This is a genomic window from Desulfoluna sp. CLI2B, assembly GCF_056847375.1.
The window spans coordinates 487485-513620 of the sequence record NZ_CP186557.1 but is presented as its reverse complement, the minus strand read 5'-3'; the positions used below and the strand labels follow the sequence as shown (position 1 = coordinate 513620).

Below are 26136 nucleotides of genomic sequence, written 5' to 3'. Positions count from 1 at the left end.
AAGTCGGCCATGCGCCGCTTCGATGACCAACTGAACAACGCCGGAAATCCGGACACGGTTCCGGGTTCACTTTGAAGGGGTGCCCCCCTTCAGCGGAGGATAATATGGCAACGAAAGTTATTTTAACGGAAACCATCGACACTCTGGGCATCATCGGCACCGAGGCTACCGTTGCGGACGGCTACGCACGCAACTACCTCCTCCCCCGCGGGAAAGCCGTTCTTGCCACGCCCCAGAACAGAAAGCTTCTGGAGCAGCAGAAAGCTCGATTTGAACTCCAGATCGCCAAAGAGCGCGAGCAGGCTGAAGAGCTGGCCAAAAAAGTACAGGAGATCTCCTGCACCCTCATGGCCAAGGTCAGCCAGGAAGAGCGCCTCTACGGTTCCATCACTGCCCAGGACATCCTGGAAGCCCTCAAGGGCCAGGAAGTCACCATCGAGAAGCGCATGCTGCTTCTGGCCGCTCCCATCAAGGAGCTGGGCACCTACAAGATTCCCGTCCGTCTCTACAAGGACGTGGAGCCTGAAATCACCGTTGAGGTGAAGGCGGAAGCCAAGGAAGGCGAAGAGGAGTAATCACCTCTCCGTTCCACCAGTGAAAAGCCGCAAAGGGGGGCAGCCGAAGACCGGCAGCCCCCCTTTTTTCGTTTGGCGCCGACCCTGGGAAGCCGCCCCTTACGGCTCTTCCCGCCGGGTTGCTCCACAGGCATGAGCAAAAACATTGCCAACACCCCGGGGACCTGATAGCTCTTAACCAGCGCATGTCCACCCCGAACCCCGACAGACCCAAAGACGATAAAAAAGAGACCAGCGCACCATGCTCACGAACTTTGCCCCACCCAAGCCCAGGAAGAAATCCACCGGCAACCGCCCCATGGACGGCTACCCTTCAAATGACGAAGGCGGCACCCGGGGAAAACTGCCGCCCCACGCCCTGGACGCGGAAGAATCCATCCTGAGCTCTATTCTCATCGACAACGACACCCTGGTGGATGTCATTGAGATGCTGACCCCCCCGGACTTTTACAAGCCGGCCCACGAAAAGATCTTCGAGTCCATGGCCGAACTCTTTGCCCGGTCCGAACCGGTGGATATCGTGACCCTGGCCAACCGGCTCAAGGAAAAAGGGCAATTAGACGAGGTGGGCGGTGCCGCCTATCTCTCCCAGCTTGTGGACCGCGCCCCCTACTCGGTCAACGCGGTAAAACACGCCGAGATCATCCGGGACAAATCCTCCCTGCGGCGCATGATTGAGACCTGCTCTCACATCATCAACGACTGCATGGAAGAGCAGGGAGCCGTGGAGTCCATCATCGACACAGCCGAAGGATCCATCTACGAGATCTCCAACTCGAAGATCAAACCCTCCTTCTCCCACATCAACGATCTCATCAACAGCAACATCACCACCCTGGAGGAGCGCCAGAACAGCGGCAGCGACTTCACCGGAGTTCCCACGGGCTATACCCAGGTGGACAAGCTCACCTCGGGCCTGCAGAAAACCGACCTCATCATCCTGGCGGCCCGACCCAGTATGGGCAAAACCGCCTTTGTTCTCAACCTGGCACGGAACGTGGCGGTCCTCGAAGAGAAGCTGGTGGCCATCTTCTCCCTTGAAATGGGCTGTGAGCAGCTCTCCATGCGACTACTCACCGCCGAGGCAAGGGTCAACTCCGAAAAACTCAAAAGCGGCACCATCGGCGCAGAAGACTGGGAGCGGGTCACGGAAGCGGCCGGCGTCATCAGCCAGGCCCCCCTCTACATCGACGACACCCCCAACATCAGCGTCATGGAGATCCGGGCCAAGTGCCGCCGCCTCAAGGCCGACCGCGAGCTGGGCCTCATCATCGTGGACTACCTTCAGCTCATGCGGGGCTCCGGTACCACCGGGGACCGCCGTGACCTTGAAATCGCGGAGATCTCCCGATCCCTCAAGGGACTTGCCAAGGAGATGGATGTACCGGTTATCGCCCTGTCCCAGCTGAACCGTATGCTGGAGCAGCGTGCGGAAAAACGCCCCCTGCTCTCGGACTTGAGGGAATCGGGCTCCCTGGAGCAGGACGCCGACATCGTCGCCTTCATCTACCGCGACGAGGTCTATAATAAGGAAGAGAACAACCCCAACAAAGGTAAGGCCGAAATCATCGTCGCCAAAAACCGTAACGGCGCCGTGGGCACGGCCCACCTCACCTTTATCGGCAAATACACCCGATTTGAAAACGCCGCCATCGGCGACTACGCCCTTCCGGACAGCGAATGAAAAAAGTACACGGTCACACCGACGGCCTGAAGGCCAACCAGAAAAAACGACTCGAATCCCTCTACCGACGCAGACTCCCCCAGGGCTATGCGGTGAACGCCGAGCTGGCCCATGAGCTGGCCGCCATCAGCCACGACATCCGCAGGCAGGTGGCCGTCCTTGTGAGCCGCGCAGGCAAGGTGGAGTTTGTTATCGCAGGGACCCCGGACCAGATCTACATCCCGGAGCTTAAAGGGTACAGCCCCCTGCCCGGACGCCTCTCGGGCCTGCGCTACATCCACACCCACCTCCGGGAGAACGAGGGGCTCACCCGGGACGACCACACCGACCTGGCCCTGTTGCGCTTCGACCTCATGGCCGCCGTCACCCTCACCGCAGACGGATCGGTCCACAGGGTGCACACCGCCCATGTCACCGCAGGGGCCACCGGCGAACCCACCCGGGAACTCCCCCCCATGGCCCCGGGCCACCTTCGGGACGACCTTGACGTCATCGTCCGCGAAGTGGAAGAGGAGCTCTCCCGCAAAGAGCGGGTCCTGTCCGCCGGAGACGCCGAAGAGCGCGCCATCCTGGTAAGCGTCACCACCCGCCCCAGAAAAGAGGCCATGGCCTCCCTCCGGGAACTGGACGAACTGGCCCGCTCCTGCAACATCGACATCCTGGAAACGGTGCTCCAGATCCGCAAAAAAAGCGACCCCAAGCACCTTCTGGGTCGCGGCAAGCTCAGCGAGATCACCATCGCCGCCATGCAGAAAGGGGCCACCATCCTCATCTTCGATCAGGAGCTCTCCCCGGCCCAGATCAGGTCCATCACCGACCAGGTGGAGATCAAGGTCATCGACAGAACCCAGATGATCCTGGACATCTTTGCCCGGCGCGCCCAGACCCGGGAGGGCAAGCTCCAGGTGGAGCTGGCACAGCTCAAGTACATGCTGCCCCGGCTCATCACCTTGAACACCGCCATGAGCCGGCTCACCGGTGGCATCGGCGGCAGGGGCCCCGGAGAAACCAAGCTGGAACTCAACCGGCGGCGGGTCAGGGACCGCATCACCACCCTGACCAAACAGATCGAAAACGTCAAGAAACAGCGCGGCCAGCAGCGGGCCAGAAGAAACCGCAAAGGGGTGCCCGTGGTCTCCATCGTGGGCTACACCAACGCAGGGAAATCAACCCTCTTAAACACCCTCACCCAGAGCAAGGTCCTGGCCGAAGACCGCCTCTTTGCCACCCTGGACCCGTCCAGTCGGCGCTTAAGGTTTCCCAAGGACATCGAGGTGATCATCACCGACACCGTGGGGTTTATCCGGGACCTGCCCAAAGAGCTCATGGTCTCCTTCCGGGCCACCCTGGAGGAGTTGGAGTCGGCGGACCTCCTGCTTCACATCATTGATGCCTCCAACCCCCAGTGTGAAAAGCAGATCGACTCCGTGGAAAAAATCCTCTCGGACCTGAAACTCGATTCCATCCCGGTCCTCAAGATCTTCAACAAGATGGACCAGACCGATGAAGAGCGGCGTGAAGCGCTTTCACGGGAACACGGCGGCCTGTTCATCTCCGCCCTCAACCGGGCCACACTGACCCCGCTGCTCCACCGCATCGAAGACCAGATCGAGACCCTCATCACCGACCAGCTCCCGGAGGATGACCCGGGCCTTGAGGAGTAGACGGCAACACAAGATGTGCTGTCATGCACCGTGTGCCATCATAGATGTTGACTCGCCGGGACAAAAAGGATACATGTGGTACCCATGAAGATGGAAGCAATTAAAAATACGGCCCTTTCCGCTGTTTTCAAAGGGGGAAAAATCCTCGCCGACATGGTGAACGGCTCCTTTCGCATCGACCGCAAAGGGCGCATCGACCTGGTCACCGAGGCGGACACAGCCTCGGAAAAGGCCATCATCGAGACCTTGACCCGGGCTTTTCCCGACCACGACATCCTGGCCGAGGAGAGCGGGGCAACCGAGAAAAAAAGCCCGTACCGCTGGGTCATCGACCCCCTGGACGGCACCACAAACTTTGCCCACGGCCTGCCGCTCTTCTCCATCTCCATTGCCTTCCAGGCCCACGGCGAGACCTGCTTCGGGGTGGTCTTCAACCCCGTCACCAACGAACTCTTCACGGCAACCAAAGGCGAAGGCGCCTTTCTCTGCGGACGCTCCATCTCGGTGAGCGATTCCCCGAGCCTGGAGGAGAGCCTTCTGGTCACCGGGTTTCCCTACAACGCCAGAGAAATCCTGCCCGGACTCATGGCACGGTTCGAGGCCTGCCTGGACGCCGCCCAGGGGGTTCGCCGCCTGGGATCCGCCGCCCTGGATCTCTGTTACCTGGCCGCCGGACGATTTGACGGCTTCTGGGAAGAGAACCTCAAAGCCTGGGACACGGCTGCCGGGGTCCTCATCGCCCAGGAGGCAGGGGCCCGCGTCACCGGCTTCAGCGGCGAGACCTTTACGCCCGGGGACGCAGAAATGCTTGCCACCAACGGCAAGATTCACAACGACATGATGACACTGCTGACGACATCAACGGCCTGAGGCACCAACAGGGTACCGAAACGCCATTAAACCATAAGGGGACCTATGCATAACGATATTGTCTTCGTCCAGAAATCGGAAGCCTACCTCGACTGCTTCGGCAACTTCGACATCAACGACAAGGTGTGCACCAAACACTGCGCCCTTTGCCTGAAATGCATCATCGAGCGGGACCAGAACGATCGCATGGAGCTCATCGAGGACCTCATGAACACCGAGGCCATGCCCGCACGGCTCCAGTAAGCACCACACGACACACCATCAAAAAAACCCGACAGGACCTCACCCCATATCGAGGTGCCCTGGCGGGTTTTTGTTTTTTCATACGACGCCTCAGCCATACAAAACAAAGTAACGCGCAAAAAGCGTGCCTCCGGCGGCGAGGTGAGCCACCTCGAAAGCTATTAACCGCTGAGGGCTTGTACGGGCTGGCTCACAAGCTTCGACGTAACAGGATAGGTTGTCGCTACGTGTCCATTATGGATTTAACCGCGCTGCCTCCGGTGGAACGTTGCGCCTCCCTGAAAGCAGATTGGGAATACGTGTTTTAATAATCGAGAAACCTTGGCCAATGGCCTGTCCCCGAGGAACGTGGGAGGCCATCGGCAACCTGGGGTCCAGGGGTTTATCCCCTGGCCGCCGGAGGCGAGGCATTTACGCGTCAAAAAATCTTGGACGGATTGAGGATGCCCTTGGGGTCGAAGAGTTTTTTGATGCCCCTCATGATCTCCAGCTCTTTCTCCCCGATCTCTCTTCCGATGTACTCCCGTTTGGTGATCCCCACCCCGTGTTCGCCGGAGAGGGTCCCGCCCAGGGCCAGGGTGTGGTCGAAGATCTCGTCGATGACGGCATCAGCCCCCTGGCCCTTTTGGGCTGCGTCCTTTTTATCGATCATGACGTTGAAGTGGATGTTACCATCCCCGGCGTGGCCGAAGCTCACCATGGGAAGGCCGTACTCTTTTTTGAGGGCTTCGATCTTTTTGACCATCTTGGGAATGGCGCTTCGGGGTACCACGATGTCTTCGTTGATCTTGTCCGGCCCGAAGAGGTAGAGGGCAGGCGACACCTTCTTGCGCACCATCCAGAGGCGCTTGGCCTCTTCGGCGTCACGGGCCTCCTCCACGGCCATGGCTCCCGCTTCCTTGACGATGGTTACCACTTCTTCCATGGAGGTGGCCACCTCCGATGCAGAGCCGTCCACCTCGATGAGCAAAATGGAACGGCACCCTTCAGGAAGCTCCAGGTCGGCAATGGACTGGGCGCAGACAATGGAGGCTTCGTCCATGTACTCCACGCAACGGGGCAGGGTCCCTGAAGCGATGATCTTTGAGACGGCTTCGGCCGCCTCTTCCATGCTTTCAAAGGAAACCTTGAGGGTGGCGGTGGCTGCAGGCAGCGGCAAGAGCTTGAGCAGAATCCGGGTGATGACGGCCAGGGTCCCCTCGGACCCCACCAAAAGGCGGGTCAGATCAGTCTATCCACCACACCCTTGGCGGTTCGCACGCCGGTATGGACGATCTCCCCTGTGGGCAGGACCGCCTCCACCCCCAGGACATAGTCCCGGGTCACGCCGTACTTCACGGCCCGGGGACCGCCCGCGCACTCGGCCACGTTCCCACCCAGGGTGGAGATCCCTGCGCTGGAAGGATCCGGCAGCCGGGGTTGACCTTGGCCTCCACGGCCCTGTGAAAATCGCCGGTGATCACTCCGGGCTCCACTTCGGCGGTAAAATTGTCCGTATCGATCTCGACGATGCGGTTCATGAGGGTGGTCACAAGAACCACGCCACCTTCAACGGCCACCGAGCCCCCGGTGGTTCCCGTCCCGCTTCCCCTGGGTACCACGGGAAATCCCAGCTCAGAGGCCAGGGTCAGGGTGCGGGAGATCTCCTCGGCACTTTCGGGAAACACCACCGCATCGGGAATGCATCGCGCATTTCGCGCATCGTACGCGTAGCAGACGCAGTCTTCCTTTGATGTCTTCAGACGCTCCTTCCCGTATATTTTCGCAAGGGCGGAACGCGCCTTTCTCCTTAATTCCATGTTGTCCCCACTACCAGTGTTTCTGGCGGTCCAGCTCACGAAGCCCCTCCTCTTTGAGGCGGATAATTTCGTGAGGTTCAATGCCCAGGCCGCGGGCGATGACCTCGGCCCGATTCAACTTTTCCAGGATCTCCTGGATGCGACGTTTCTTTTTATTGTCAGATCCCCAGACGGGTTCATTCGATGAAATCATAAGACCCTCCAGCTGAAGGTGAAAGGAAAAAACCACTCGCTTACACGCGATCATTGTTTACGTGAGAGCACAAAAACAACACGCCTTCAAACGGTCTTCGTCGCAGCAATGCCTCTGCATGCTTCTTCAGAAAACCGTCCTAAAAATCGCCGTTTTCAATCTTTCTGGAAAGATACTCGATCTGATTTCGCATCTGGACTTCCTGACGGATGTCCTTTTCAATGGTTCCCACGGCATGCATGACCGTTGCGTGGTACCGATTGAAATTTTTCCCAATGGCCTGAAGGGGCTGGTCGGTGTATCGGCGTGAGAGGTAGATGGCCACCTGGCGGGGTTTCACGATGGTCTTTTTTCGTGACTTGGATACAATGTCGGTGGGTGTGATATTAAATTCACGACAGACAAGCTTTTTGATCACATCAATGGTAACGCGCTTCTTCTTGGTGGCGATGTTCTTCACCACGCTTTCCGCCAGATCAAGATCCAGGGGAACACCCATGAGGGAAGACTTGGCCGTCACGGACACCAGGCCGCTTTCCAGCTGCCGAATGTTGTCGGTGAGTTCACCGGCCAGGTACTCAATGATATCCATGGGGAGCTGGTGCCCTTTTTTGGCGGCCTTCTTTTTCAGGATCCGAACGCGGGTCCTGAAGTTGGGGTCCTCGATGGGAGAGATCAGCCCGGAGGTAAACCGGGATGCCAGCTGCTCGTTCATCTTGGGAATGTCATTGGGCAGATAGCAGCTGGAGAACATGATCTTCTTGCCGGACTCCATAAGGTAATCCAGGGTCATGGCCAGCTCGATCTGGGTGCGCTCTTTGCCGCCCAGAAAATGGACATCTTCCAACAGCAATACATCGCACTGGGAACGGTACTTCTCCTTGAACTGACCGGCGGTGTCGTTTTTAAACGAACCGATCATCTCGTTGGTGAAGTCTTCAGCCGTGATGTAGTAGACACGCTCCCCGGGCTTCTTCCGGTTGATGTGGTGACCGATGGCCTGGGTCAGGTGACTCTTGCCCATCCCCGTATCGGATAGCAGAAACAGGGAGCTGTTCTGTGCCTGGGTGGACGAGGCAAGGGAAAGGGCCGCTGAGTAAGCAAAATCGTTGTTCCCGGAGACCACAAAGTCGTCCAGGGTGAAGTCGGGCCTCAGCATGCGGCCGCTGTGCATCACGGGGTTGGCCACGTTGGGAATGACCAGCTGGGTCTCCACCTTCTTCAACCCCTTTTTAACCACGGGGCCGCGGCTTACGCCGTTTGTTCCCTTGCGAACATCAAAACAGAGGCTGATATCTGACCCGAGAAGGGTCCGGACTTCATTCTGAATCATGGAACCGTAGTGATCCTGAACCCGCTTCTTTGAAAACAGGTTGGGGCACGAGACCCGAAAGTCATTCCCGCTCCTGTCCTCGAACTTTACAGGTTCAATCCACATTCGGAAACTGTGTCCGGGCAGTCTTTCCGCCAGCACAGCTTTAACATTATTCCAAACCGATTCCATACAGTATGCTCACCAATAAAAAACAATAAGAGGCTATTCCCTTTACAGGGCTCGTTAGAAAACCACCAAAATTTCTGATTATTCCCGATACATTGTAGAATACCAAGGATAGAAACAGAGGACGGGATCCCCCATAGTGATGTAAAATGGTATTAATCCAACGTGATGACCCCGTCAACCCGAATATCTTCGATTTTCAGGATCCACCGCCCCGCCTTCACACCACGCCACAACACATTGTTATAACACACAATACAGCCAACAGATCTCGCAACCCCCCATAAATATTCCCAATTCTTCAACACAGATTTATCTAACTATATTCGAATGATCCACGGTTTCCTTTCCAAAGACGACAAACACAAAAACTCTCGTTTTCTCTGCATTGCTCTGATTTGCTCCATTTTTCAGCATACCCACTCTGCCCCCCCATCTGATCACCCCAAATACTGCACCATTTAGCCCCCTTAGGTGAGTTCCCCTTTTTTCTCCTGCCCCCCCCTGGGGTGTTACCCCCAAGGGCCCCATAAAACACCCCTTTCCCGGCCTCCCCCCAACCTGTTGCCCCATACCCGACACCTACCACAACATAGGGGATGCCCCCGGGAGTTCCTCCCGAGGCAACATATTTCCGCCCCACCCATTGGTCCCTTTCATTCTCTTTTTTGCATTCCCCTGAACCAGCGCTGCTGGTATATATAGATGGAAGAAGCCCGGTATCCGGCCGTTCGCATGCTGTCATCACGTATATCGCAGAATTCCGGAACCCTACGGCAGAACCCCCAGGGTGTCGGTGCCCTACCATCCGGGCACACCCCTATATAATAAAGGAGTACACATGACCCAGCCTCCCCTGCTGGCCCTGACCATGGGCGATCCCTGCGGGATCGGCCCGGAAATCGCCGCCAAGGCTTTTCACTCCCCCAAAGCCCATGAAAACATGCGGCCCCTGCTTGTGGGTGATGAAGCGACCATGACAAGAGCCATTGAGACCACCGGCGTGCCCTTGACGATCCGGACCGTCAGCTCGGTCAGTGAGGCCCGTTTTACCCCGGGCACCATCGACCTTCTCCCTGTGTCTTCCCTGGCCCCCGACGAGGTGGTCCCCGGTGCCCCCACAGCCCGCACCGGCCAGGCCATGATCGACGCCATCACCCGCTCCGTGGACCTGGCCCTTTGCGGGGAGTGCGATGCCATGGTCACCGGCCCCATCCACAAGGTGGCCATGAAACTGGCCGGATCCGAATTTCACGGGCACACCGAGCTCATCGCCTCCCGCACCCGGGCCACGGAATTCGCCATGATGATGGCCGGAGACCGCCTGAAGGTGGTGCTGGTCACCATCCACATCCCCCTGCAGGAGGTGGTCCGCCAACTCACACCCGCCAAGATCACTGATCTGATCAGCCTTACGGCCCGGTCCCTCACCGAACGATTCGGGGTGGAGAAACCGCGCATCGGTGTGGCAGGCCTGAACCCCCATGCCGGGGAAGAGGGCCTCTTCGGCGACGAGGAGAGCCGACTCATTGCCCCGGCCGTGGAAGCAGCACGGGCCCTGCATCCGGAATGCACCATCAGCGAGCCCCTGCCCCCGGACACGGTTTTTTTCAAGGCCGCCGAAGGGCATTACGACGCCGTGGTCTGCATGTACCATGACCAGGGCCTCATTCCGTTTAAGATGGTCCATTTCCATGACGGGGTAAACACCACCCTGGGGCTTCCCATCATCCGTACCTCCGTGGACCACGGCACCGCCTACGACATCGCATGGAAAAACATCGCCTCGGAAGGCAGCCTCCTTTCCGCCATGCACATGGCCGCCATGCAGGCACGAAACCGAATCCGCAGATAGCACGCGCAGCGGAAACCATGCGCCGCCCCTTAGGCGGCGCACCATGCCCTTCATCAGGAATCAAACACACCATGGTTCAACCTGAGATCACAATATCCGGAGCCCGGCAGCACAACCTGAAAAACATCGACGTCTCGTTTCCCAAAAACGCCCTGGTGGTGGTCACCGGGCTTTCGGGGTCGGGCAAATCCTCCCTGGCCTTCGATACCCTCTACGCAGAAGGCCAGAGGCGATACGTGGAGTCCCTTTCCACCTACGCCCGCCAGTTTTTAGGGCAGATGGAAAAGCCCGATGTCGACTTTATCGACGGGCTCTCACCGGCCATCGCCATCGAGCAGAAGAGCTCCTCCCACAACCCCCGGTCCACGGTGGGAACCGTCACCGAAATTTACGATTTCCTGCGACTTCTCTTCGCACGTTCGGGCACGCCCCATTGCCCCTCATGCGGCAAGGAGGTGGGCTTCCGGTCCCTGGATGAGATCATCGGCGAGGTCCTCGACGAGCCCGAAGGCACACGTATCCTGATCACGGCTCCCCTTCCGGCCATGGCGCCCGATGCCGCGGCAGCCATGCTCAGGCGCCTCAAGCGAGAAGGGTATTCACGGGTCCGCGTGGGCAGCCGTCTCTACGAACTCGACGATCTCCCCGAGGGCTTTCGTGTGGATGACCACCCCTTTGACGTCATCATCGACCGCATCGTCATCAAAGAGGGCATGCGAAACCGCCTGGCCGACTCCCTGGAACTTGCCGCCCGCACCGCAGACGGCAAGGCGGGCATTGACCTTCTTGCAGAGGGGAGCACGGATATCCGCCACACCATCCTCTACTCCGAAGAAAAAGGATGCAGCGAATGCGGCATCACCCTGCCGGACTACACGCCGGCGTCCTTCTCCTTCAACTCCCCACAAGGGGCCTGTCAGCGCTGCGGCGGCCTGGGTACCACTGAAGGCTTCGACCCGGAACTCATTGTCCCGGACCCGGACCTCTCCCTTCGGGAAGGAGCCGTGGCACCCTGGGCCTCGCGAAGCTCCGTTCAATTCGCCGAATTCCTGGATGCTCTTACCCATCATTACGGCGCCTCCATCTACACACCGTTTCGAGATCTCTCCGCCTCCTTTAAAAAGGTGGTCCTGAAAGGATCGGGAAAGGAGGCCATCCCGTTTTATTTTGAGAAAAAAGGACGCAAGGTCACCTATGAGACCCCCTTTGAAGGGGTGATCCCCGCCCTTCAGAAGCGGCTGGACGACGCCACCACCGCATCGGAAAAAGAGGACGTCCGCCGGTTCATGACCCAACACCCCTGCCCCACATGCAGGGGCTCGCGCCTCAACGACCTGGCCCGGGCCGTTCGCATCGACGGCCATTCCATCTCCGACATCACCGCTATGTCCGTAGAAAAAGCCCTTGCCACCCTCTCGGAGTTCTCCTTTTCCGGGAAAACAGCCCTGGTGGCGGCCCCCATCCTTCGGGAGCTCACCAGCCGCCTCACCTTCCTCACCGATGTGGGCCTCTCCTACCTCTCCCTCTCCAGGGGCGCCTCCACCCTCTCCGGTGGAGAGAGTCAGCGCATCCGCTTGGCCACCCAGATCGGCTCCAAGCTCTCCGGGGTTCTCTATGTACTGGACGAACCCAGCATCGGCCTGCACCAGCGTGACAACCGGCGCCTCATCGACACCCTGAAAAAGATCAGGGACCTGGGCAACACCGTTCTGGTGGTGGAACACGACACCGACACCATCTACGCAGCAGACCACCTCATCGACATGGGGCCTGCCGCCGGCATCCGGGGCGGGCAGGTGGTCTACTCCGGCCCCCCTTCGGGCATCACCGCCTGCGAAGAGTCCCTCACCGGCCTCTATTTTTCCGGCCGCCGGGGCATTGAGCCTCCTTTGAAGCGACGTCCCCACAACAAAGGGTGCCTGACCCTCATGGGAGCCCGGGCCAACAACCTGAAAGAGGTCACCGTGGACTTTCCCCTGGGGACCCTCACCTGTGTCACCGGTGTCTCGGGTTCGGGCAAATCCACCCTGGTGCTCACCACCCTGAAGCGGGTCCTCTCCCAGAAGCTTTCGAGCGCCAAGGAGCGTCCCGGCGATTACACGCGCCTTGAGGGCCTCTCCCTGGTAGACCGCGTCATCGGCATCGACCAATCCCCCATCGGCAAAACCCCGCGATCCAACCCGGCGACCTATACAGGGCTTTTCAACGCCATTCGCGATATTTTCGCAAAAACCAAGGAGGCCAGGGAACGAGGGTACAAACAGGGGCGGTTCAGCTTCAACATGAAGGGGGGACGCTGCGAAGCGTGCCAGGGAGACGGCATCGTCAAAATCGAGATGCACTTCTTGCCCGACGTCTATGTGCCCTGCGACGTCTGCGGTGGAAAGCGTTACAACCGAGACACCCTCGACGTGCGCTACCGGGGGAAAAACATCGCCGATGTGCTGGACATGACGGTAAACCAGGCCTTTGAATTCTTCAAAAGCTATCCGGTGCTGCGGGCCAAGCTGGAAACCCTCATCGAGGTGGGCATGGGCTACATCCACCTGGGCCAGGCCGCCACCACCCTGTCGGGCGGCGAGGCCCAGCGCATAAAGCTCGCCAGGGAGCTCTCCAAAAAGGGAGGCGGTCACACCGTCTACATCCTTGACGAGCCCACCACCGGCCTGCACCTGGAGGACATCCGAAAGCTCATGCTGGTCCTCAACCGCCTGGTGGACGCGGGAAACACCATCCTCATCATCGAGCACAACCTGGATGTCATCAAATGTGCCGACCACGTCATCGACCTGGGGCCGGAAGGGGGAGAGGGCGGCGGCAATATCGTGGCCGTCGGCACCCCCGAGGAGATCGCGGCCGACCCGAGATCCGTAACCGGCCGCTACCTCAAGGAGATCCTCCCCAACACCGTGCCTCAGGAGCCGCCTCTCCCACGTGGGGAGGGGCGGCTTAAAAGGCGATACCGCAATGGCGCCTGGCGATCAGGCCCGGAAAACCGATGCATCCAGAGCGTCGTCGTCACCTGGACCATCCACCTTTCGCATGCGCACCTTGGAGAGAAACCGCAAATTGGATTGCCCGAGGGAGACCGTATCTCCGTGGGTCAGTTTCACGGGCTCCTTGCCCACCTTCACCCCGTTGAGCCTGGGCTTGATGAGGCCGGAAACGTGGTTCAGGTAATACCCGTCGTCACGTCGAACCACGGTGGCCGCACGCTTTCCCACGAAAAACCCTTTGACCACCACCTCGTTTGATCGGGCATTTCCCATGCGGGTATAGCGTCCCTCCAGCTCGATGCGTCCCTTGCCTCCCTTCTTAAACACCAGGATGGGCAGGGGCTTTGCCGAAACACCCTTCAACTCCTTTTGCCTGCCATTTTTCAGCTCCGAGGTATCGATGGCCATGGTCACATCAAGGCTGCCTGCCTTGGTGGCCGTCAGGGGTGTCTCCTGGAAGGTAACATCGGCCCGGTGTTCGGAGAAGAGGAGCTGGTGCTTACCCACCCCCAACTCATCGCCATTTGTCAACACCGCCTTTTTGATGCGATTTCCGTTGACGTATGTTCCGTTCTTGCTCTCAAGGTCCGATACGACCACGTTGTTCTCACGGAACTCCACACGGGCATGAAAGCCGGAGACGGCCAGGTTGCCGATGATGACATCGTTCTTCTCATTGCGACCGATGGATAAGGGGCGACCATACTCCACGGTATATTGCCGGATCATTTTTCCCTGGTATTTCAATATCAGGAACGGCATGGGCCAGAACTCCAGAGTAACAACACCGCTTCGCCGAAACACGGGTTGCGATGGAATGGTTGGATAGCAGGACGATCAAAAAACAGATGAGCCCGATAAAAAAGGGAGCATGCCCGGAAGGCTCCGTGACCTTACCGATACCATGCCCTTAACTTTCATACTATATATGATTGGCTTTCTGAGGGTCAAGGGATCTTTCCGAGACAATTAAAGCGCCTGTTTTCAATAGCAAAGCGCAAGCAGCCATTGAATTCATGGTTGACTCAGGCGTCCTTGCCGGGGGCCAACCTTTTTCCCGATTTTATGGCTTGGGTCTGACAAACATCCGGTTGTGCCACTGAGATTGGTGCATCAACGGCTTTGGACGTAACGAGCCAACCCAAAAGTCTTTGGCCCAGCTTTTATCAAAAAACCTGGCCGCCGGAGGCAAGCTGACTCGTTCCACCCGCAAAAAACAATAAAAAAAGGGCCGGATCGTTGTGTCAACGATCCGGCCCTGAATGTACTCAGAGACAACGAGGTTGCCCGGAATTATCCGAGGAGACCTGCGATGGCTGCAGCCTGGGGATGCGCGTAGATAAGGATCAGCGCGATAACCAGAGCGTAGATACAGAGTGATTCGATCATGGCAAGACCGATGAGCATGGTTACAGTTACTTTACCGGAAGATTCGGGGTTTCTTGCGATCCCTTCAACGGCGGCTTTGAGACCCATACCCTGGCCGATGCCACATCCGAAAGCTGCGATGGCGATGGCAAGTGCTGCAGAAAAAGAGCTGACCACGAAGAACTGTAATGCTTCCATTTGTTTCTCCTTAATGTAGAGTGTATTGATATTCGGCTTCTTCCATTATCCCAATGTGTAAGCCGTGTAATCCAAAAACAGTGTGCGATGCCGATCAGTGTGCGTGTTCCAGAGAGCCCTGAAAGTAAATAATGGAGAGCAGGAAAAACACGAAGGCCTGAACAAAGGCAACAAAGATCCCCAGGGCCATGATGGGCAGCGGGGCAAAGTAAAGACCGGCCAGCATGAAGAGGATCCCCAGGACCAGCTCGTGACCCATCATGTTGCCGAAAAGACGGAACGAGAGGGAGAGCACCCTGGCCAGGTGGCCGATGATCTCAATGGGCATGATGAGGGGAACCATCCACCAGACCGGGCCCATGAAGTGCTTCACGTACTTGGCCCCGTGATACTTCACGCCGATGAAGTGGGTGAAGCAGAACACCACCAGGGCACAGGCGCCTGTTGTGTTCAGGGTCGCCGTGGGCGGGAAGAAACCCGGCACCAGACCAATGAGGTTGGAGACAAAAATAAAAATGAAAATGGTGGCTGCAAGGGGGGTAAACCAGCGGCCCTCCTCCCCCACCGTCTCGACGAGGAAATCTTCCAGTCCGCCGATGACGATTTCGAAGAAGTTCTGCCCCTTGGTGGGGATCAGGGCGGGCTTGCGAGCCGCAACAAAACCGATCCCCGCAAGCAGGAGCATCACCAGCCACGTGTACATCACATGGGGATACTTGTGAGCAAAATGATAAAGAGCCCCATTGACGTCAAAGAAATCAACCAGGAACAAAAAGGGATGTGCCATCCTTACACCGCCTCCTTAAAGATGAGTTTCATCAGTTCGCACACCGTTGCCAGGGTGACACTCACCACGACCACAGAGAGTCCGAGAATGAGCCCCAGCGGATCCACAAGGTGCTTTGAAATGAGAAAAAAGATTAGTACCGCACTTATCAAAAACCTGACATAGTACTTTGCCAGGATCACATTCCTCGACGCAAGTTTCCTGGGCCTGAGCCCCTTTTCCAGGGTACGGGCAAGGAGATGGAAATTGACTGTTACGATGAGGGCGCCGCAGGTGAGGCCCATGGCCACGTCAGCAGAAAAAAAAATGGGTCCCATCACAGCAGCCAGGGCAAGAAGCACCCAATTGGCCCGTGTAACGAACCCCAGTATTTTCTGCTGCACCCCCATGTAGATCTCCCATTCGCCTACAGTTTTTTGCTTCTTTTGACCGCAAGAAGAAGATTCCGAAATGCGGCAGCAATACCCAAAACGAGGAAGACAAGCATCAGCACGGGGGTCGTTCCGAAAAAGCGATCCAGAAAAATCCCTACGCCGACACCCAGCAGTATCGAAATTGCAACCTGAAGCCCCAGACTGCTGTAATACGATAACTCCTTGAGGATCTGAGCAATCTCTTTGTTCACAGTGTTCCTTCCTCGAACCCGCAACACAAGGCATTACGGAAGTCAACTCAGCCTTGACTCACCTATCATGCGAATTGCTGAAAGTCAATTCCAAAGAGCACTGAACATCATAGTTTTTAAAGACTTATATCACGCAACCCATGAGACATTCAGGCACATCCGCAACACACCGCCTACCGGTAAACGCACCAAATCAGGGGGCCACAGGGGATTCCTTCTCTCCCTTGCCACCCCGATTCCTCAAATGCACTCCACCGATCCACAGCTCGACTCACCGGCCACCTCACCCACAACGGCAGCCTCCACGCCCAGCCCTTTCATGACAGCCAGACAGGGTTCGGCCTCGGATGCCGGCAGGGCCACCAGAAGCCCCCCGGAGGTCTGGGGGTCAAAGATCAGATCTGCAAGGCTGCGGGGCACCGAAGGAAAGACCTCCACCGACATTCCGCAGAACTCTCTGTTCCGGTATGCTCCGGCAGGCAGGAGACCCATCTCCGCATACTCCAGAGCCCCTTCCATAACCGGAAGGGAAGAGCCAGACACCACCAACCGTTTTTTCGCTCCCCGTGCCATCTCCAGAGCGTGCCCTGCAAAGCCGAATCCCGTCACATCGGTGCAGGCCGTAGGGTGAAAGGTGTCAAGGGCCTCGGCCGCCGACTTGTTCAAGGCGGCACACACCTCCACGAGACGACGGGACGCCTCGGCTCCGGCCACCTGCCCCTTGATGGCCGTGGACAGCAGGCCGCTGCCCAGGGGCTTGGTGAGGATAAGGGCATCTCCGGTGCGCGCCCCGCCATTGGTCAGAAGGCGCTTGGGGTGCACCACGCCGGTGACGGACAGGCCGTATTTGAACTCGGCGTCGTCCACACTGTGTCCGCCCACCAGGCAGGCGCCGGATTCATGGATGGTCTCAAGGCCCCCTGCAAGGGTCTCGGCCAGCACCTCTTCGGGCAGGGAGTCCGTGGGAAAACAGACGATGTTCATGGCCGTCAGCGGCCTTCCCCCCATGGCGTACACGTCGCTCAGGGAGTTGGCCGCTGCAATGCGGCCAAAGTCGTAAGGGGAATCGGTGACCGGCGTCAGAAAATCAAGGGTCTGGATCAGCGCCGTTTCCTCGCTGAGTTGATACACGCCAGCGTCATCGGCCCCGTCCACCCCCACGAGAAGCTCGGGGGGACGGGTCACCTTCAACCCTTTGACCACGCGATCCAGGACCCCTGGATCCACCTTGGCCGCTCAACCGGCCGCCTTCACCTTTTCGGTGAGGCGTATGTTCTGCAATCTGTCCGTCACAACCCCTCCTTGCCTACACCTTGATGGTGCGGGCATCAAACACCGGCCCGTCGATACAGACATGGCGGTACGGCGCGTCCTCGTCGCTGGATTCCACCACGCAGCCCATGCAGGCCCCCATACCGCAGGCCATGATGATCTCCAGGGAGAGCTCACACAGAGCGTCGTGACCGTCCATGAGATCCGCAACACCCACCAGCATGGGATGGGGCCCGCAGGCATAGACCTTGGCCGGATTTTTTTCGCTTAAAAAACGCGCCATGGGCGCGGTAATCCGCCCTTTTTCTCCAGCCGAGCCGTCGTCTGTGGTCACCACAACAGGGAACCCGAGCTCACGGAAGGCCTCTTCGGCCAGGACATCCTCCCGGCTGCGCCCACCGATAAAGACGGTGTGGTCCGAAGGCGATCCCCCCTTTGCGAGAATGCGCCTGGCCAGCAGCAGCATGGGCGCAATGCCGATGCCGCCCCCGGCAAGAAAGGTGGTCTCCCCGGCCTGGGGCTCGGTGAACCTGTTGCCCAGGGGACCGAGCATGCTGAGGACGTCCCCGTCCTTCATCCCGGCGTAGACCCGGGTGTTGGGGCCCACCACTTTGTAAAGGAGGGTGACAACGGTCTTGTCCCCTTGTGTTGTGACGTCATGGATGGAAAAGGGCCGTCGCAGCAAGGTGCCTCCCTTTTCCGCCTTGAGCATCACGAACTGTCCGGGCGCGGCTTCGGTGTAGCGCGCCGGGGCCTCAAGGCCCATGTGATAGTATCCGGGGCTTACTTCCCGGTTCCATAGCAGGGTGCAATCGCTAAGTTTCATCATGATTCCATTAATTGTCGATCGTCTTTATGGGGCCGACGGTTTGATGCCGATCACCGTGGCCATCCGGCCGGTTGTATGATTCCGCCGGTACGAATAGTAATGTTCCTCGTCGCATCGGGTGCAACACTGGGCAGCGGCTATGTTCGACGCCGAAAGGCCGGCATCGCAGAGCTGGTCCCGGCTGATGGCCCAGAAATCAAAATGGTTGAACCCCACCCGATGGGTGCAAAAGGACCGCGGCAGCTCTGTTTTGTAATGGACGAACTCTGCACAGCAGGGCCCCAGGGACGGCCCGATGCCTGCCAGCAGGTCTTCCGGGCGGCACCCGAACCGGTCTGTCATCACTGAGACAGTGGCGGACAGAACGCCTGCCACGCTGCCGCGCCATCCCGCATGGGCATTGGCCACCACCTTCCTGACAGGATCAGCAAGGACCACGGCCTGGCAGTCGGCGGTGAGGATGGTGAGCATGGCACCTGGGCGGTCCGTCACCACGGCGTCGGCCTCCACCGGGCCGAGCTCCGGCCCGGCGTGAACATGAACGGCGTTTCCGTGGACCTGGGAGAGCACCACCAGCTCGCTGCCGCCGCTCTCCTGCAGAATCGCCTGGCGGTTGGCGGCCACAGCCTCACCGTCATCACCGGAAGAAACCCCGGCGTTGAGGCCCTGAAAGGGACCGGTACTCACCACCCTTGCGCATCAGCCATCTGAAAAAGCCAGGACACCCTGGAAAGGGCGGGAAAACAATCGTAAACCAGTTCGCCTGAACACCTTCGCTCCATGGAGACCTCCCCTGTATCGACGGGGGTTTGTCACATGCCGGCGTGCGGAGACCCCGTCGCTGAAAACCCATGCCCCGCACCATCATGCTCTTTCTGTCAATCGCCTGCTGTAACACATGGGGCGCCGTTCTTCAAGGCAAGGGACGTGCTCCCGGGCAGAGACCATGACCTTCCGGTCCATAAGCGCCACCACCTCGCCGTCCGCACTCCCCCCGTGGGCCAGTTCATCCCCCAGGGGCGACACCACCTGGGAGGCACCTTTGTAAATAAGGTTTCCGGAGCGCCCCACCCGGTTGGCCCCCACCACGAAGCATTGGTTCTCCATGGCCCGGGCCTTGAGGAGCGTCTCCCAGTGCACAAGGCGCGCCGCCGGCCACTGGGCCGGGACCACGAGGATCTCGGCGCCATCCAGAACCAACCCCCGCGCCAGTTCAGGAAACCGCAGGTCATAACAGACCATGAGCCCCAGGCGACCGATGGAGGTCTCGGCCACCACAGCCTCGCTGCCGGCGGCAAAATGGAGATCCTGCGGGTGGGAGAAAAAGATGAAGTTACAATCACCCCCCTTTATCTCCCCGTCCCGATCCACCGCGTACAGGGTGTTGACCACCGCTCCGTCCGCCTCTTCGGGCAGAGAGCCTGCCACCACCATGTTCTCCCGTGCGGCAAAGGCTTGGAGGCGTGCCAGGATCTCCGGGGTCTCACTGGCCATGGTTCCCAAGTTTTCGTTATCGAATCCGCAGCTCCACATCTCTGGAAGCACCGCCAGGTGGCACCCAGCCTCGGCCAGCTTCATCAGCCCCTGAAAGGCCCGCGTGAGGTTGGCCTCAAGACCCCCTTCCACCACATCAAACTGCACAACCCCGACCACAACCGATGGGTTCATCTCAATCGCTCCTTAAACCGTTAACGTGTCAAGTCCCGCCTGGCAAAAACCAGGCTCTCCTAGGCGGCCCCGTGCTTTTTTAACAGGGCGGCGCAGGCTGTCAAGGTGGAGCCGGTGGTGAAGACATCGTCCACCAGAAGCACCCTCTTGCCCCTGGCCGATACACCGGAAGCCAGCTCAAAGGCCCCCCTCACATTGGACAGACGAGCCCTTCGGGACAACCCGGCCTGGGACACCGTGGGCCGCCTGCGGCGCAGCAGACGGTGGCAGACCCGAATGCCGTCCCTGCCTTCAAAAGGATCCACAAGAAGGGACGACTGATTGAACCCGCGTTTTCTCAGGCGTTTCCCATGCAGGGGCACAGGAACCACAAGATCAATATCCCACCTTTTTAAGTCCCCGTCCAGATACGTACAAAGGGCCCGGGCAAAAAGAAGGCGCCCCATGGGGGGCGCCAATGCTCGCTTGTTTTTGTACTTCAAGGCCTGAACAGCCAGGGCCGGGCCACCGTCGTAAAGATACGGGCCGTCATCGCGCAGGACGCGGGTCCATGCAGGCCCCGCACAAGGGAGGATCGGCGACGACCCCTGGAAGGGGCTCGCCACAGGCCGAGCACCGCTGCCCCGAGGGTTCCTGGGCTCCGGCTCTGCAGGCCGCACACATCACACTGGACATCGCCCCGTTGAACACATCGGCCAGGTCGTCTTCCCCAGGAACAGGGGCAATTGCAGGCGCCTCCCAGGGAAGCAGCACCCCGCAGACCCGACACCGGGGAGGGTCGCCGGGGAAGCCGCCGACAGCGCCACTGCCGAAACCCACCGCAACCTCATCCAGCCCCCTGAAACGTGACGTCTATGGTTAAAGTCGGGTCAACCACGCTCCCCAAAAAACAAAACCGATGCCTCCGGCGGCGAGGTGTGCCACCTCGAAAGCAGATTGCGAATGCGCTTTCCCCCTCGTTCCTCGGGGAAAATCGCATTCGCCTTTGATTCTGGCAGGCCTGAATCTGTTTATTCAAGCCTGTTTGTCAAGCCCGCCATCACGATTCAGTTGCCTTCCTGCTCAGCCTCGCTGGCGTACCACCTCGTACATCACGAGGGAGGCTGCCACCGAGGCGTTGAGGGAGTCCACCTCCCCTTTCAGGGGAATGGAGACGATAAAATCACACCCTTTTCTCACAAGGGGACGAAGCCCCTTGCCTTCGCTGCCCACAACAATGCCCAGGGGCGCTGAAAAATCTCCGCCGAAAAGGGTGCTGTCCCCGTCGGCATCGAGCCCTGCGAACCAGAGCCCGTCGGCCTTGAGTTCCTCCATGGCCTTGGCCAGGTTGGTCACCACGGCCACCGGCATATGCTCCAGGGCCCCTGCCGATGCCTTGGACACAAGGGCGGTGAGCTGGGCCGAGCGATCTTTGGGCACCACCACCCCGTGTGCCCCGGCGCAGTGGGCTGTGCGCACGATGACCCAGTTGGGGATCCTCAATGCTGTCCAGCGGCGCAGAAAGGGGACCTCCCCTTTTTTTCCGCAATGCGGACCAGGTCGTCTGGGGCCATGCCAGGAAGGGCACCGGCGTCAAGGGCCGCCCCCTGATGCTGGCGGGTTCCGCACAACCCCTCCAGGGTCTCGGGGTCCACCCGCTCCACCGGTACGCCCCCGTCACGGGCAAGGGACTCCAGGGCATCCACCCGCCGGTCCCGCCGACCCGAAGCCAGGATCAGCCGTCGAACCTGGCGCCTGCCGGCCTTCAAGGCCTCCATGACCGGGTTGATACCGTACAGCAAATCAGCCGAGGGTTTCCGCGCCTTGCCCTGCTTCGTCTGTTTCCCGTGCTTCATCAGGAGGCCACCCCGTCACGACAACTCTTCACCACGGAAACAAAGGCAGCCACGGCTTCATTCAGGTCGTCGTTAACGATCACATGGCTGTAGAAGTCACGCTGATCCATCTCGCCTACGGCATTTTTCATGCGCTTTTCGATGGTCTGGCGATAGACTTGCGCGTTTTTCAAGGCGCGCCCGAAGTTCGTCCACAGACGGAGGCATGATAAAAATGGTCACGCACTCAGGGAGCGATTCACACATCTGCCTTGCCCCCTGCACGTCAATGTCCAGGAGCACGTCAACGCCTTTGGCCACCGTGTCCTCCAGGGTCTCCAGGGAGGTGCCGTAATAATTGCCGTGCACCTCGGCCCACTCGGCCATGAGCCCTTTTTCGATGCGCTCTTCAAAGGCCTCACGGGTGATGAAGTGATAATCTTTCCCATTCTCCTCGCCCCCGCGGGGAGCCCGGGTGGTGTGGGAGATAGAGTAGGTGATGTCGGGGTAGGCCTTGAGGAGCTCCCGGCACAAAGTGGACTTTCCGGCACCCGAGGGCGCCGATACGATATAGATATTGCCTCGTCGTTTCAAAATCTCTCCTGAGAGCTGGGCAGGTATCCTCTCCACCGTCCCTGAGCTGGGCGTAGCGCTGGGAGATGGTTTCCGCCTGAATGGCCGAAAGGATAACGTGGTTGCTGTCCATCACGATGATGGAACGGGTTCGCCTGCCGTGGGTGGCGTCCACCAGCCGCTTGTCATCCTTGGCATCGTCCTTCAACCGCTTCATGGGGGCTGAGTTGGGAGAGACGATGGCGATGACGCGTTCTGCCACCACGCTGCTCCCGAAACCGATATTCAATAACGCCTGCTGTTCCATAATCATTTCCAAAGGGTATAAGGGTTGCGGGCGCCAGGGCCTTCATGCCCCGGGCCACCCGCCAACACGTTGTCAACCGACGCCGCTCGGCCCTACTCGATGTTCTGGACCTGCTCGCGCATCTTTTCGAGTTCGGACTTCACCTTTACAATGATATGGGCAATCTCGGCCTTGCCGATCTTTGAGCCCATGGTGTTGAACTCCCGATTGAACTCCTGGAGAAGGAAGTTGAGCTTCCGGCCCGCCTCTTCGTCTCCGGCCATGATGGAACGAAACTGCACGATGTGGCTCCGGGACCGGGTGATCTCCTCGGAAATATCGCTTCGGTCGGCCAGAAGGGCTGCCTCCTGGGCAATGCGCGCCTCGTCCACCTCCACGGCACCGCCGCAGAGGGTGGCGATACGGTCCATAAGGCGTTCCCGATAGATGGCAGGCAGGGCACCGGCACCCTCTTCGATGGTGTCCAGGGAACCCTCCACGGTATTCAGGCGCTCTTTCAAGTCGTCGGCCAGAAAGTCCCCCTCCTTGGCCCGCATGGCATCCAGCCCGGACAGGGCTTCCGTCAGGCACGCCTCCACCACCTGCCAGTGATGATCGTAGTCGGTCTCCATCTCCTTGGGCACCACCAGGCCGTTGATGTGCAGAAGCTGGTCCAGGGTAACGGTCGCCTCAATGCCGGCGGCCTCGGCCGCCTCCTTCAGGGCCAGGCCATAGGCGCGGGCCTTGGCCGTGTCCGCTTCAAAGGCGATGGCGTCATCGGCTTCATTTCGGATCGTCACACGGGCTTCCACCCGGCCTCGTTCCAGGCGAGACGCGATCACCCCGCGCACCTTCTCTTCAAACCGGCTGTAGCCGTGGGGGACTTTGATATGGGTATCCAGAAAACGGCTGTTGTAACTGCGAAGTTCCACTTCAGCGGTCACACTGCCGTCCATTTTTTCCGCCCGGGCATAGGCGGTCATGCTTTTAACCATGGGGCATTCATTCCTTAAGTGTGTGATGAAGCAAGGCGTCGTAGCGCCTGCGGACATCCGTCAGAAAATCAATCATCAACGGCTCGGTGTAGTCGGGAAATGTCCAGGGCAGCGGGCGAAACGCACCGGCCCTGTATACCAGGGTCAGATCCGCATAGATTCCCTTGCCGATGCAGACCCTGTGGGCATGATCCTTGGCCGTGGCCAGCAGGAACCGGGCGTTTAAAAGAAGCCCGGGATCGATATTGACTCTCCGCCTTGCATGAATTGAAAAATCGTCTTCCAGGGCGTTGGTGAGGCCCTTGATCTCGGCCAGGGTATCCTGGCTCACAGGCCGGGCAAAGGAGAATACCCGCCGAAAAAGGGGCCCTCCCATCTCGGCTTTGTAGTATGAGGTGCTGCTGAACGGCATCCACGGGCTCACCATATCCACAGGACCGAACCGATCCACCAGGGCCGAAGCGACATGGAGCAACAAGCCGCTCTCCTCCGTCAGCACGCCGATCACCAGCTTTGCGGGCAACATCTCTGTGGGCCGCATGACCTATGAAAGGGGCTTGGCCTCTTCGGCCAGCATCACGGGGATGCCGTCCCGGATTTCATACACGAGCTTGCAGGCCCCGCACACCAGGCCGTCTCCGGCCTCATTGAGTTCCACCTTCTCTTTGCACTTCGGGCATGCCAGAATGTCGATCAGTTCCTGAGAAATCGTCATGTGATTATCCAATCCAAATGTGTCTATTTTTATGATGCCCACAAAAAACCGCTCAACACACGGCCTGTGGGACACAAGGCTTAATGACTCGTATCTGGGAAAATCCGGGTGGTACAAAAACAGGCCCCGAGCAAATTTCAGGCCGAGGCGCCCGCCCTTTTCCTACAAATGTCTATCTATATCAGATGGGTCAACCCCATGCAATTCCCATTTAAATTGACACACCCGGGCGCATCTCCTATCATGACTGGTTTGTTATGTCCTTAAAACCCCTTTTCCGGTGAGCGCAGCCCCCTGCTGCTGCCACCCCGGAGTCGGCTCCATATGACCCTCTCTCGATTCACCACAGGCCTTGTCCTTTCGGCATACAACCTCCTCTGGAAGGCTGTCGTGCCCCTGACCCGAAACCACAAGCGCCTCAAAGAGGGCCACCCCCAGCGGACCCTCTCGGAAAACCGGCTCACGCCCTCGGATATCTGGATCCATGCGGCATCCGCTGGAGAATCCTACATTGCCGCTGAACTGGCAACCGAGCTGTCCGGAGACAAGGCCCCCCGCATCCTCATCACCACCCACACCCGACAGGGCCTGGAGGTCCTTGAAAAGGAGCTGACGAGGGCCAACGCGACACATGTCACCGCATGCTATGCCCCCTTGGACGCACCAAGCCTTATGAACAAAGCGTTTCAACAGGTAGCACCGCGCCTCCTCGTCCTTGTGGAACTGGAACTTTGGCCGGGCATGCTGGCCGCAGCCAAAAAAGCCGGCACGGCCATTGCTGTTGTCAACGGCCGGCTCACCCCCTCAAGTTTCAAGGGGTATGCACGATTCAAAGGCCTTTTGGCCCCCCTTGCCCCCGATTTCATCTCGGCCATTTCAGACGGAGACGCAGACAGGCTGAAAGCGCTTTTTCCAGCCACCCCGGTGGAGGTAATCCCCAACATCAAATTCGACAGAATACCTGAAGCGGGTTCCCCCGCATCCCCGGTCCCCAACCTGTTCCCCGGGGCCGAAGGACGCGCCATCTACCTTCTGGCCTCGGTTCGGGAAGAAGAAGAGCAGGTGGTTGCAGACATGTGCAGGGAACTCCTTGAGCGTGACAAAAGTGCCCTTATTGCCTGGTTCCCACGCCATATGGAGAGGGTAGGGCCCTTATGCCGCGACCTGGAAAGCGCTCACCTTGCGCCCGTCAGGCGCTCTTACTGCCTGTCTTTGGATGCGGACACCCGCCTCGTTGTCTGGGACCGATTCGGTGAGATGGGGGCGGCCTTTGCCTCGGCCCACAGCGCTTTTGTGGGCGGCAGCTTTGCCGACCTGGGCGGGCAGAACATGCTGGAACCTCTTGCCGCAGGCCTCATCCCCGTCATGGGACCATCTTTCAGCAACTTCTCGTGGGTGGGGGACGACCTCAAACAGGCGGGCCTTTTGATCACCTGCGAGACCGCCGACGAGGCCGCAACACAGCTGGTGCGCCTTGCCGGGCTCTGCCAGGAGCGCAAAAAAACCTTAGAACGCTTTCAGGAGCTCATCGCCGGCCGCCGAGGGGGCACCAGGGCCACCTGCAGACACCTCATCCGACTGGCTGCTATGTAAAGCGCATGCCCCTTCACCTGGTCAGGCATGGGT

General features: G+C 59.1%; 29 protein-coding genes and 2 pseudogenes. 8 read left to right on the top strand and 23 right to left on the bottom strand.

The window, feature by feature from the left end; all coding sequences use genetic code 11:
- Positions 1 to 104 precede the first annotated feature (104 nt).
- The 5 genes from rplI (at position 105) to ACOYW2_RS02505 (ending at position 5036) form a co-directional block, all read left to right on the top strand.
- Positions 105 to 575, top strand: coding sequence for a 50S ribosomal protein L9 (gene rplI, locus ACOYW2_RS02525; RefSeq protein WP_180136806.1), 471 nt, complete (start codon positions 105 to 107; stop codon positions 573 to 575).
- 241 nt (positions 576 to 816) lie between these two features.
- Positions 817 to 2259, top strand: a complete 1443-nt coding sequence (dnaB, locus tag ACOYW2_RS02520) for a replicative DNA helicase (RefSeq protein ID WP_343052475.1) — start codon at positions 817 to 819, stop codon at positions 2257 to 2259.
- Complete coding sequence (hflX, locus tag ACOYW2_RS02515) at positions 2256 to 3923, top strand: GTPase HflX (protein ID WP_482769284.1); 1668 nt, start codon at positions 2256 to 2258, stop codon at positions 3921 to 3923. The genes dnaB and hflX overlap by 4 nt, the downstream gene beginning before the upstream one ends.
- Positions 3924 to 4007: 84 nt before the next feature.
- Positions 4008 to 4793: an inositol monophosphatase family protein gene (locus ACOYW2_RS02510; protein ID WP_482769283.1), complete on the top strand. Its 786-nt coding sequence runs from the start codon at positions 4008 to 4010 to the stop codon at positions 4791 to 4793.
- 45 nt (positions 4794 to 4838) lie between these two features.
- On the top strand, positions 4839 to 5036 hold the full coding sequence (locus ACOYW2_RS02505; protein ID WP_092207334.1) for a hypothetical protein: 198 nt from the start codon (positions 4839 to 4841) through the stop codon (positions 5034 to 5036).
- Between the two features lie 418 nt (positions 5037 to 5454).
- Here the strand turns inward: ACOYW2_RS02505 and ACOYW2_RS02500 are convergent, their stop codons facing one another.
- The 5 genes from ACOYW2_RS02500 to dnaA all read right to left on the bottom strand — a co-directional run bounded on the left by ACOYW2_RS02500 (position 5455) and on the right by dnaA (position 8532).
- A complete protein-coding gene (locus ACOYW2_RS02500; protein WP_482770969.1) occupies positions 5455 to 6246 on the bottom strand; it encodes an FAD-binding oxidoreductase in 792 nt (263 codons plus the stop codon).
- 11 nt (positions 6247 to 6257) lie between these two features.
- Positions 6258 to 6404 (bottom strand): FAD-binding protein, encoded by a 147-nt coding sequence (locus tag ACOYW2_RS02495; RefSeq protein ID WP_482769282.1) that lies wholly within the window; start codon positions 6402 to 6404, stop codon positions 6258 to 6260.
- Complete coding sequence (locus ACOYW2_RS02490; RefSeq protein ID WP_482769281.1) at positions 6371 to 6835, bottom strand: FAD-binding oxidoreductase; 465 nt, start codon at positions 6833 to 6835, stop codon at positions 6371 to 6373. The genes ACOYW2_RS02495 and ACOYW2_RS02490 overlap by 34 nt, the downstream gene beginning before the upstream one ends.
- Positions 6836 to 6845: 10 nt before the next feature.
- Positions 6846 to 7028, bottom strand: a complete 183-nt coding sequence (locus ACOYW2_RS02485) for a hypothetical protein (protein WP_180136810.1) — start codon at positions 7026 to 7028, stop codon at positions 6846 to 6848.
- A gap of 139 nt (positions 7029 to 7167) precedes the next feature.
- Complete coding sequence (dnaA, locus tag ACOYW2_RS02480; protein WP_482769280.1) at positions 7168 to 8532, bottom strand: chromosomal replication initiator protein DnaA; 1365 nt, start codon at positions 8530 to 8532, stop codon at positions 7168 to 7170.
- A gap of 838 nt (positions 8533 to 9370) precedes the next feature.
- On the opposite strand from dnaA, the gene pdxA reads away from it, so the two are divergent.
- Together pdxA and uvrA are read left to right on the top strand one after the other, a co-directional pair.
- Positions 9371 to 10384, top strand: a complete 1014-nt coding sequence (gene pdxA, locus ACOYW2_RS02475; RefSeq protein ID WP_482769279.1) for a 4-hydroxythreonine-4-phosphate dehydrogenase PdxA — start codon at positions 9371 to 9373, stop codon at positions 10382 to 10384.
- 71 nt (positions 10385 to 10455) lie between these two features.
- Complete coding sequence (gene uvrA / locus ACOYW2_RS02470; protein WP_482769278.1) at positions 10456 to 13638, top strand: excinuclease ABC subunit UvrA; 3183 nt, start codon at positions 10456 to 10458, stop codon at positions 13636 to 13638.
- Here the strand turns inward: uvrA and ACOYW2_RS02465 are convergent.
- The 18 genes and pseudogenes from ACOYW2_RS02465 to ACOYW2_RS02380 all read right to left on the bottom strand — a co-directional run.
- Positions 13522 to 14109, bottom strand: a pseudogene (locus tag ACOYW2_RS02465) (FHA domain-containing protein); the annotation flags it as partial. The gene uvrA and the pseudogene ACOYW2_RS02465 overlap by 117 nt on opposite strands.
- 564 nt (positions 14110 to 14673) lie before the next feature.
- A complete protein-coding gene (gene atpE / locus ACOYW2_RS02460) occupies positions 14674 to 14946 on the bottom strand; it encodes an ATP synthase F0 subunit C (protein WP_092207350.1) in 273 nt (90 codons plus the stop codon).
- A 94-nt stretch (positions 14947 to 15040) separates the two neighbouring features.
- Entirely contained in the window at positions 15041 to 15733 is a 693-nt protein-coding gene (gene atpB, locus ACOYW2_RS02455) for a F0F1 ATP synthase subunit A (RefSeq protein ID WP_482415065.1), read from the bottom strand.
- 2 nt (positions 15734 to 15735) lie between these two features.
- On the bottom strand, positions 15736 to 16122 hold the full coding sequence (locus ACOYW2_RS02450; RefSeq protein ID WP_482415064.1) for an ATP synthase subunit I: 387 nt from the start codon (positions 16120 to 16122) through the stop codon (positions 15736 to 15738).
- 17 nt (positions 16123 to 16139) lie between these two features.
- Complete coding sequence (locus ACOYW2_RS02445; RefSeq protein ID WP_180136817.1) at positions 16140 to 16358, bottom strand: AtpZ/AtpI family protein; 219 nt, start codon at positions 16356 to 16358, stop codon at positions 16140 to 16142.
- A 240-nt stretch (positions 16359 to 16598) separates the two neighbouring features.
- Positions 16599 to 17687: a selenide, water dikinase SelD gene (gene selD, locus ACOYW2_RS02440; RefSeq protein WP_482769277.1), complete on the bottom strand. Its 1089-nt coding sequence runs from the start codon at positions 17685 to 17687 to the stop codon at positions 16599 to 16601.
- The gene (locus tag ACOYW2_RS02435) at positions 17665 to 18459 is read right to left on the bottom strand and encodes a dihydroorotate dehydrogenase electron transfer subunit (protein ID WP_482769276.1); all 795 of its coding nucleotides are present in this window, start codon (positions 18457 to 18459) and stop codon (positions 17665 to 17667) included. Before ACOYW2_RS02435 ends, selD begins: the two co-directional genes overlap by 23 nt.
- A gap of 24 nt (positions 18460 to 18483) precedes the next feature.
- Complete coding sequence (gene pgeF / locus ACOYW2_RS02430) at positions 18484 to 19149, bottom strand: peptidoglycan editing factor PgeF (protein WP_482769275.1); 666 nt, start codon at positions 19147 to 19149, stop codon at positions 18484 to 18486.
- Between the two features lie 174 nt (positions 19150 to 19323).
- Positions 19324 to 20127: a nitrilase-related carbon-nitrogen hydrolase gene (locus tag ACOYW2_RS02425; RefSeq protein ID WP_482769274.1), complete on the bottom strand. Its 804-nt coding sequence runs from the start codon at positions 20125 to 20127 to the stop codon at positions 19324 to 19326.
- 59 nt (positions 20128 to 20186) lie between these two features.
- Positions 20187 to 20573, bottom strand: a complete 387-nt coding sequence (locus tag ACOYW2_RS02420) for a ComF family protein (RefSeq protein ID WP_482769273.1) — start codon at positions 20571 to 20573, stop codon at positions 20187 to 20189.
- An 82-nt stretch (positions 20574 to 20655) separates the two neighbouring features.
- Positions 20656 to 20946, bottom strand: a complete 291-nt coding sequence (locus ACOYW2_RS02415) for a hypothetical protein (protein WP_482769272.1) — start codon at positions 20944 to 20946, stop codon at positions 20656 to 20658.
- 243 nt (positions 20947 to 21189) lie between these two features.
- Entirely contained in the window at positions 21190 to 21609 is a 420-nt protein-coding gene (locus ACOYW2_RS02410; protein WP_482769271.1) for a 23S rRNA (guanosine(2251)-2'-O)-methyltransferase RlmB, read from the bottom strand.
- Positions 21606 to 21962, bottom strand: a complete 357-nt coding sequence (locus ACOYW2_RS02405) for an RNA methyltransferase substrate-binding domain-containing protein (RefSeq protein ID WP_482769270.1) — start codon at positions 21960 to 21962, stop codon at positions 21606 to 21608. Before ACOYW2_RS02405 ends, ACOYW2_RS02410 begins: the two co-directional genes overlap by 4 nt.
- A gap of 96 nt (positions 21963 to 22058) precedes the next feature.
- Entirely contained in the window at positions 22059 to 22535 is a 477-nt protein-coding gene (gene gmk / locus ACOYW2_RS02400) for a guanylate kinase (protein WP_482769269.1), read from the bottom strand.
- Between the two features lie 67 nt (positions 22536 to 22602).
- Positions 22603 to 22821: pseudogene (locus ACOYW2_RS02395) on the bottom strand (extracellular matrix/biofilm biosynthesis regulator RemA family protein); the annotation flags it as partial.
- A 92-nt stretch (positions 22822 to 22913) separates the two neighbouring features.
- Positions 22914 to 23795 (bottom strand): YicC/YloC family endoribonuclease, encoded by an 882-nt coding sequence (locus tag ACOYW2_RS02390; RefSeq protein ID WP_482415056.1) that lies wholly within the window; start codon positions 23793 to 23795, stop codon positions 22914 to 22916.
- Between the two features lie 7 nt (positions 23796 to 23802).
- Complete coding sequence (locus ACOYW2_RS02385; RefSeq protein WP_482769268.1) at positions 23803 to 24321, bottom strand: DUF4416 family protein; 519 nt, start codon at positions 24319 to 24321, stop codon at positions 23803 to 23805.
- An 18-nt stretch (positions 24322 to 24339) separates the two neighbouring features.
- Positions 24340 to 24510, bottom strand: coding sequence for a Trm112 family protein (locus ACOYW2_RS02380; protein ID WP_092207376.1), 171 nt, complete (start codon positions 24508 to 24510; stop codon positions 24340 to 24342).
- Positions 24511 to 24834: 324 nt separating this feature from the next.
- Between ACOYW2_RS02380 and ACOYW2_RS02375 the strand changes: the two genes are divergently transcribed.
- Positions 24835 to 26103, top strand: coding sequence for a 3-deoxy-D-manno-octulosonic acid transferase (locus ACOYW2_RS02375; RefSeq protein WP_482769267.1), 1269 nt, complete (start codon positions 24835 to 24837; stop codon positions 26101 to 26103).
- The last annotated feature ends 33 nt before the right edge of the window (positions 26104 to 26136 follow it).

Excerpts from the sequence above, each read along its gene's own strand:
- rplI (WP_180136806.1), top strand. The coding sequence starts at position 105 with ATGGCAACGAAAGTTATTTTAACGGAAACCATCGACACTCTGGGCATC.
- dnaB (WP_343052475.1), top strand. The coding sequence starts at position 817 with ATGCTCACGAACTTTGCCCCACCCAAGCCCAGGAAGAAATCCACCGGC.
- hflX (WP_482769284.1), top strand. The coding sequence starts at position 2,256 with ATGAAAAAAGTACACGGTCACACCGACGGCCTGAAGGCCAACCAGAAA.
- ACOYW2_RS02510 (WP_482769283.1), top strand. The coding sequence starts at position 4,008 with ATGAAGATGGAAGCAATTAAAAATACGGCCCTTTCCGCTGTTTTCAAA.
- ACOYW2_RS02505 (WP_092207334.1), top strand. The coding sequence starts at position 4,839 with ATGCATAACGATATTGTCTTCGTCCAGAAATCGGAAGCCTACCTCGAC.
- ACOYW2_RS02490 (WP_482769281.1), bottom strand. The coding sequence starts at position 6,835 with ATGGAATTAAGGAGAAAGGCGCGTTCCGCCCTTGCGAAAATATACGGG.
- ACOYW2_RS02485 (WP_180136810.1), bottom strand. The coding sequence starts at position 7,028 with ATGATTTCATCGAATGAACCCGTCTGGGGATCTGACAATAAAAAGAAA.
- dnaA (WP_482769280.1), bottom strand. The coding sequence starts at position 8,532 with ATGGAATCGGTTTGGAATAATGTTAAAGCTGTGCTGGCGGAAAGACTG.
- pdxA (WP_482769279.1), top strand. The coding sequence starts at position 9,371 with ATGACCCAGCCTCCCCTGCTGGCCCTGACCATGGGCGATCCCTGCGGG.
- uvrA (WP_482769278.1), top strand. The coding sequence starts at position 10,456 with ATGGTTCAACCTGAGATCACAATATCCGGAGCCCGGCAGCACAACCTG.
- atpE (WP_092207350.1), bottom strand. The coding sequence starts at position 14,946 with ATGGAAGCATTACAGTTCTTCGTGGTCAGCTCTTTTTCTGCAGCACTT.
- atpB (WP_482415065.1), bottom strand. The coding sequence starts at position 15,733 with ATGGCACATCCCTTTTTGTTCCTGGTTGATTTCTTTGACGTCAATGGG.
- ACOYW2_RS02450 (WP_482415064.1), bottom strand. The coding sequence starts at position 16,122 with ATGGGGGTGCAGCAGAAAATACTGGGGTTCGTTACACGGGCCAATTGG.
- ACOYW2_RS02435 (WP_482769276.1), bottom strand. The coding sequence starts at position 18,459 with ATGATGAAACTTAGCGATTGCACCCTGCTATGGAACCGGGAAGTAAGC.
- ACOYW2_RS02425 (WP_482769274.1), bottom strand. The coding sequence starts at position 20,127 with ATGAACCCATCGGTTGTGGTCGGGGTTGTGCAGTTTGATGTGGTGGAA.
- ACOYW2_RS02420 (WP_482769273.1), bottom strand. The coding sequence starts at position 20,573 with ATGGGGCGCCTTCTTTTTGCCCGGGCCCTTTGTACGTATCTGGACGGG.
- ACOYW2_RS02405 (WP_482769270.1), bottom strand. The coding sequence starts at position 21,962 with ATGAAGCACGGGAAACAGACGAAGCAGGGCAAGGCGCGGAAACCCTCG.
- ACOYW2_RS02390 (WP_482415056.1), bottom strand. The coding sequence starts at position 23,795 with ATGGTTAAAAGCATGACCGCCTATGCCCGGGCGGAAAAAATGGACGGC.
- ACOYW2_RS02385 (WP_482769268.1), bottom strand. The coding sequence starts at position 24,321 with ATGTTGCCCGCAAAGCTGGTGATCGGCGTGCTGACGGAGGAGAGCGGC.
- ACOYW2_RS02380 (WP_092207376.1), bottom strand. The coding sequence starts at position 24,510 with ATGACGATTTCTCAGGAACTGATCGACATTCTGGCATGCCCGAAGTGC.
- ACOYW2_RS02375 (WP_482769267.1), top strand. The coding sequence starts at position 24,835 with ATGACCCTCTCTCGATTCACCACAGGCCTTGTCCTTTCGGCATACAAC.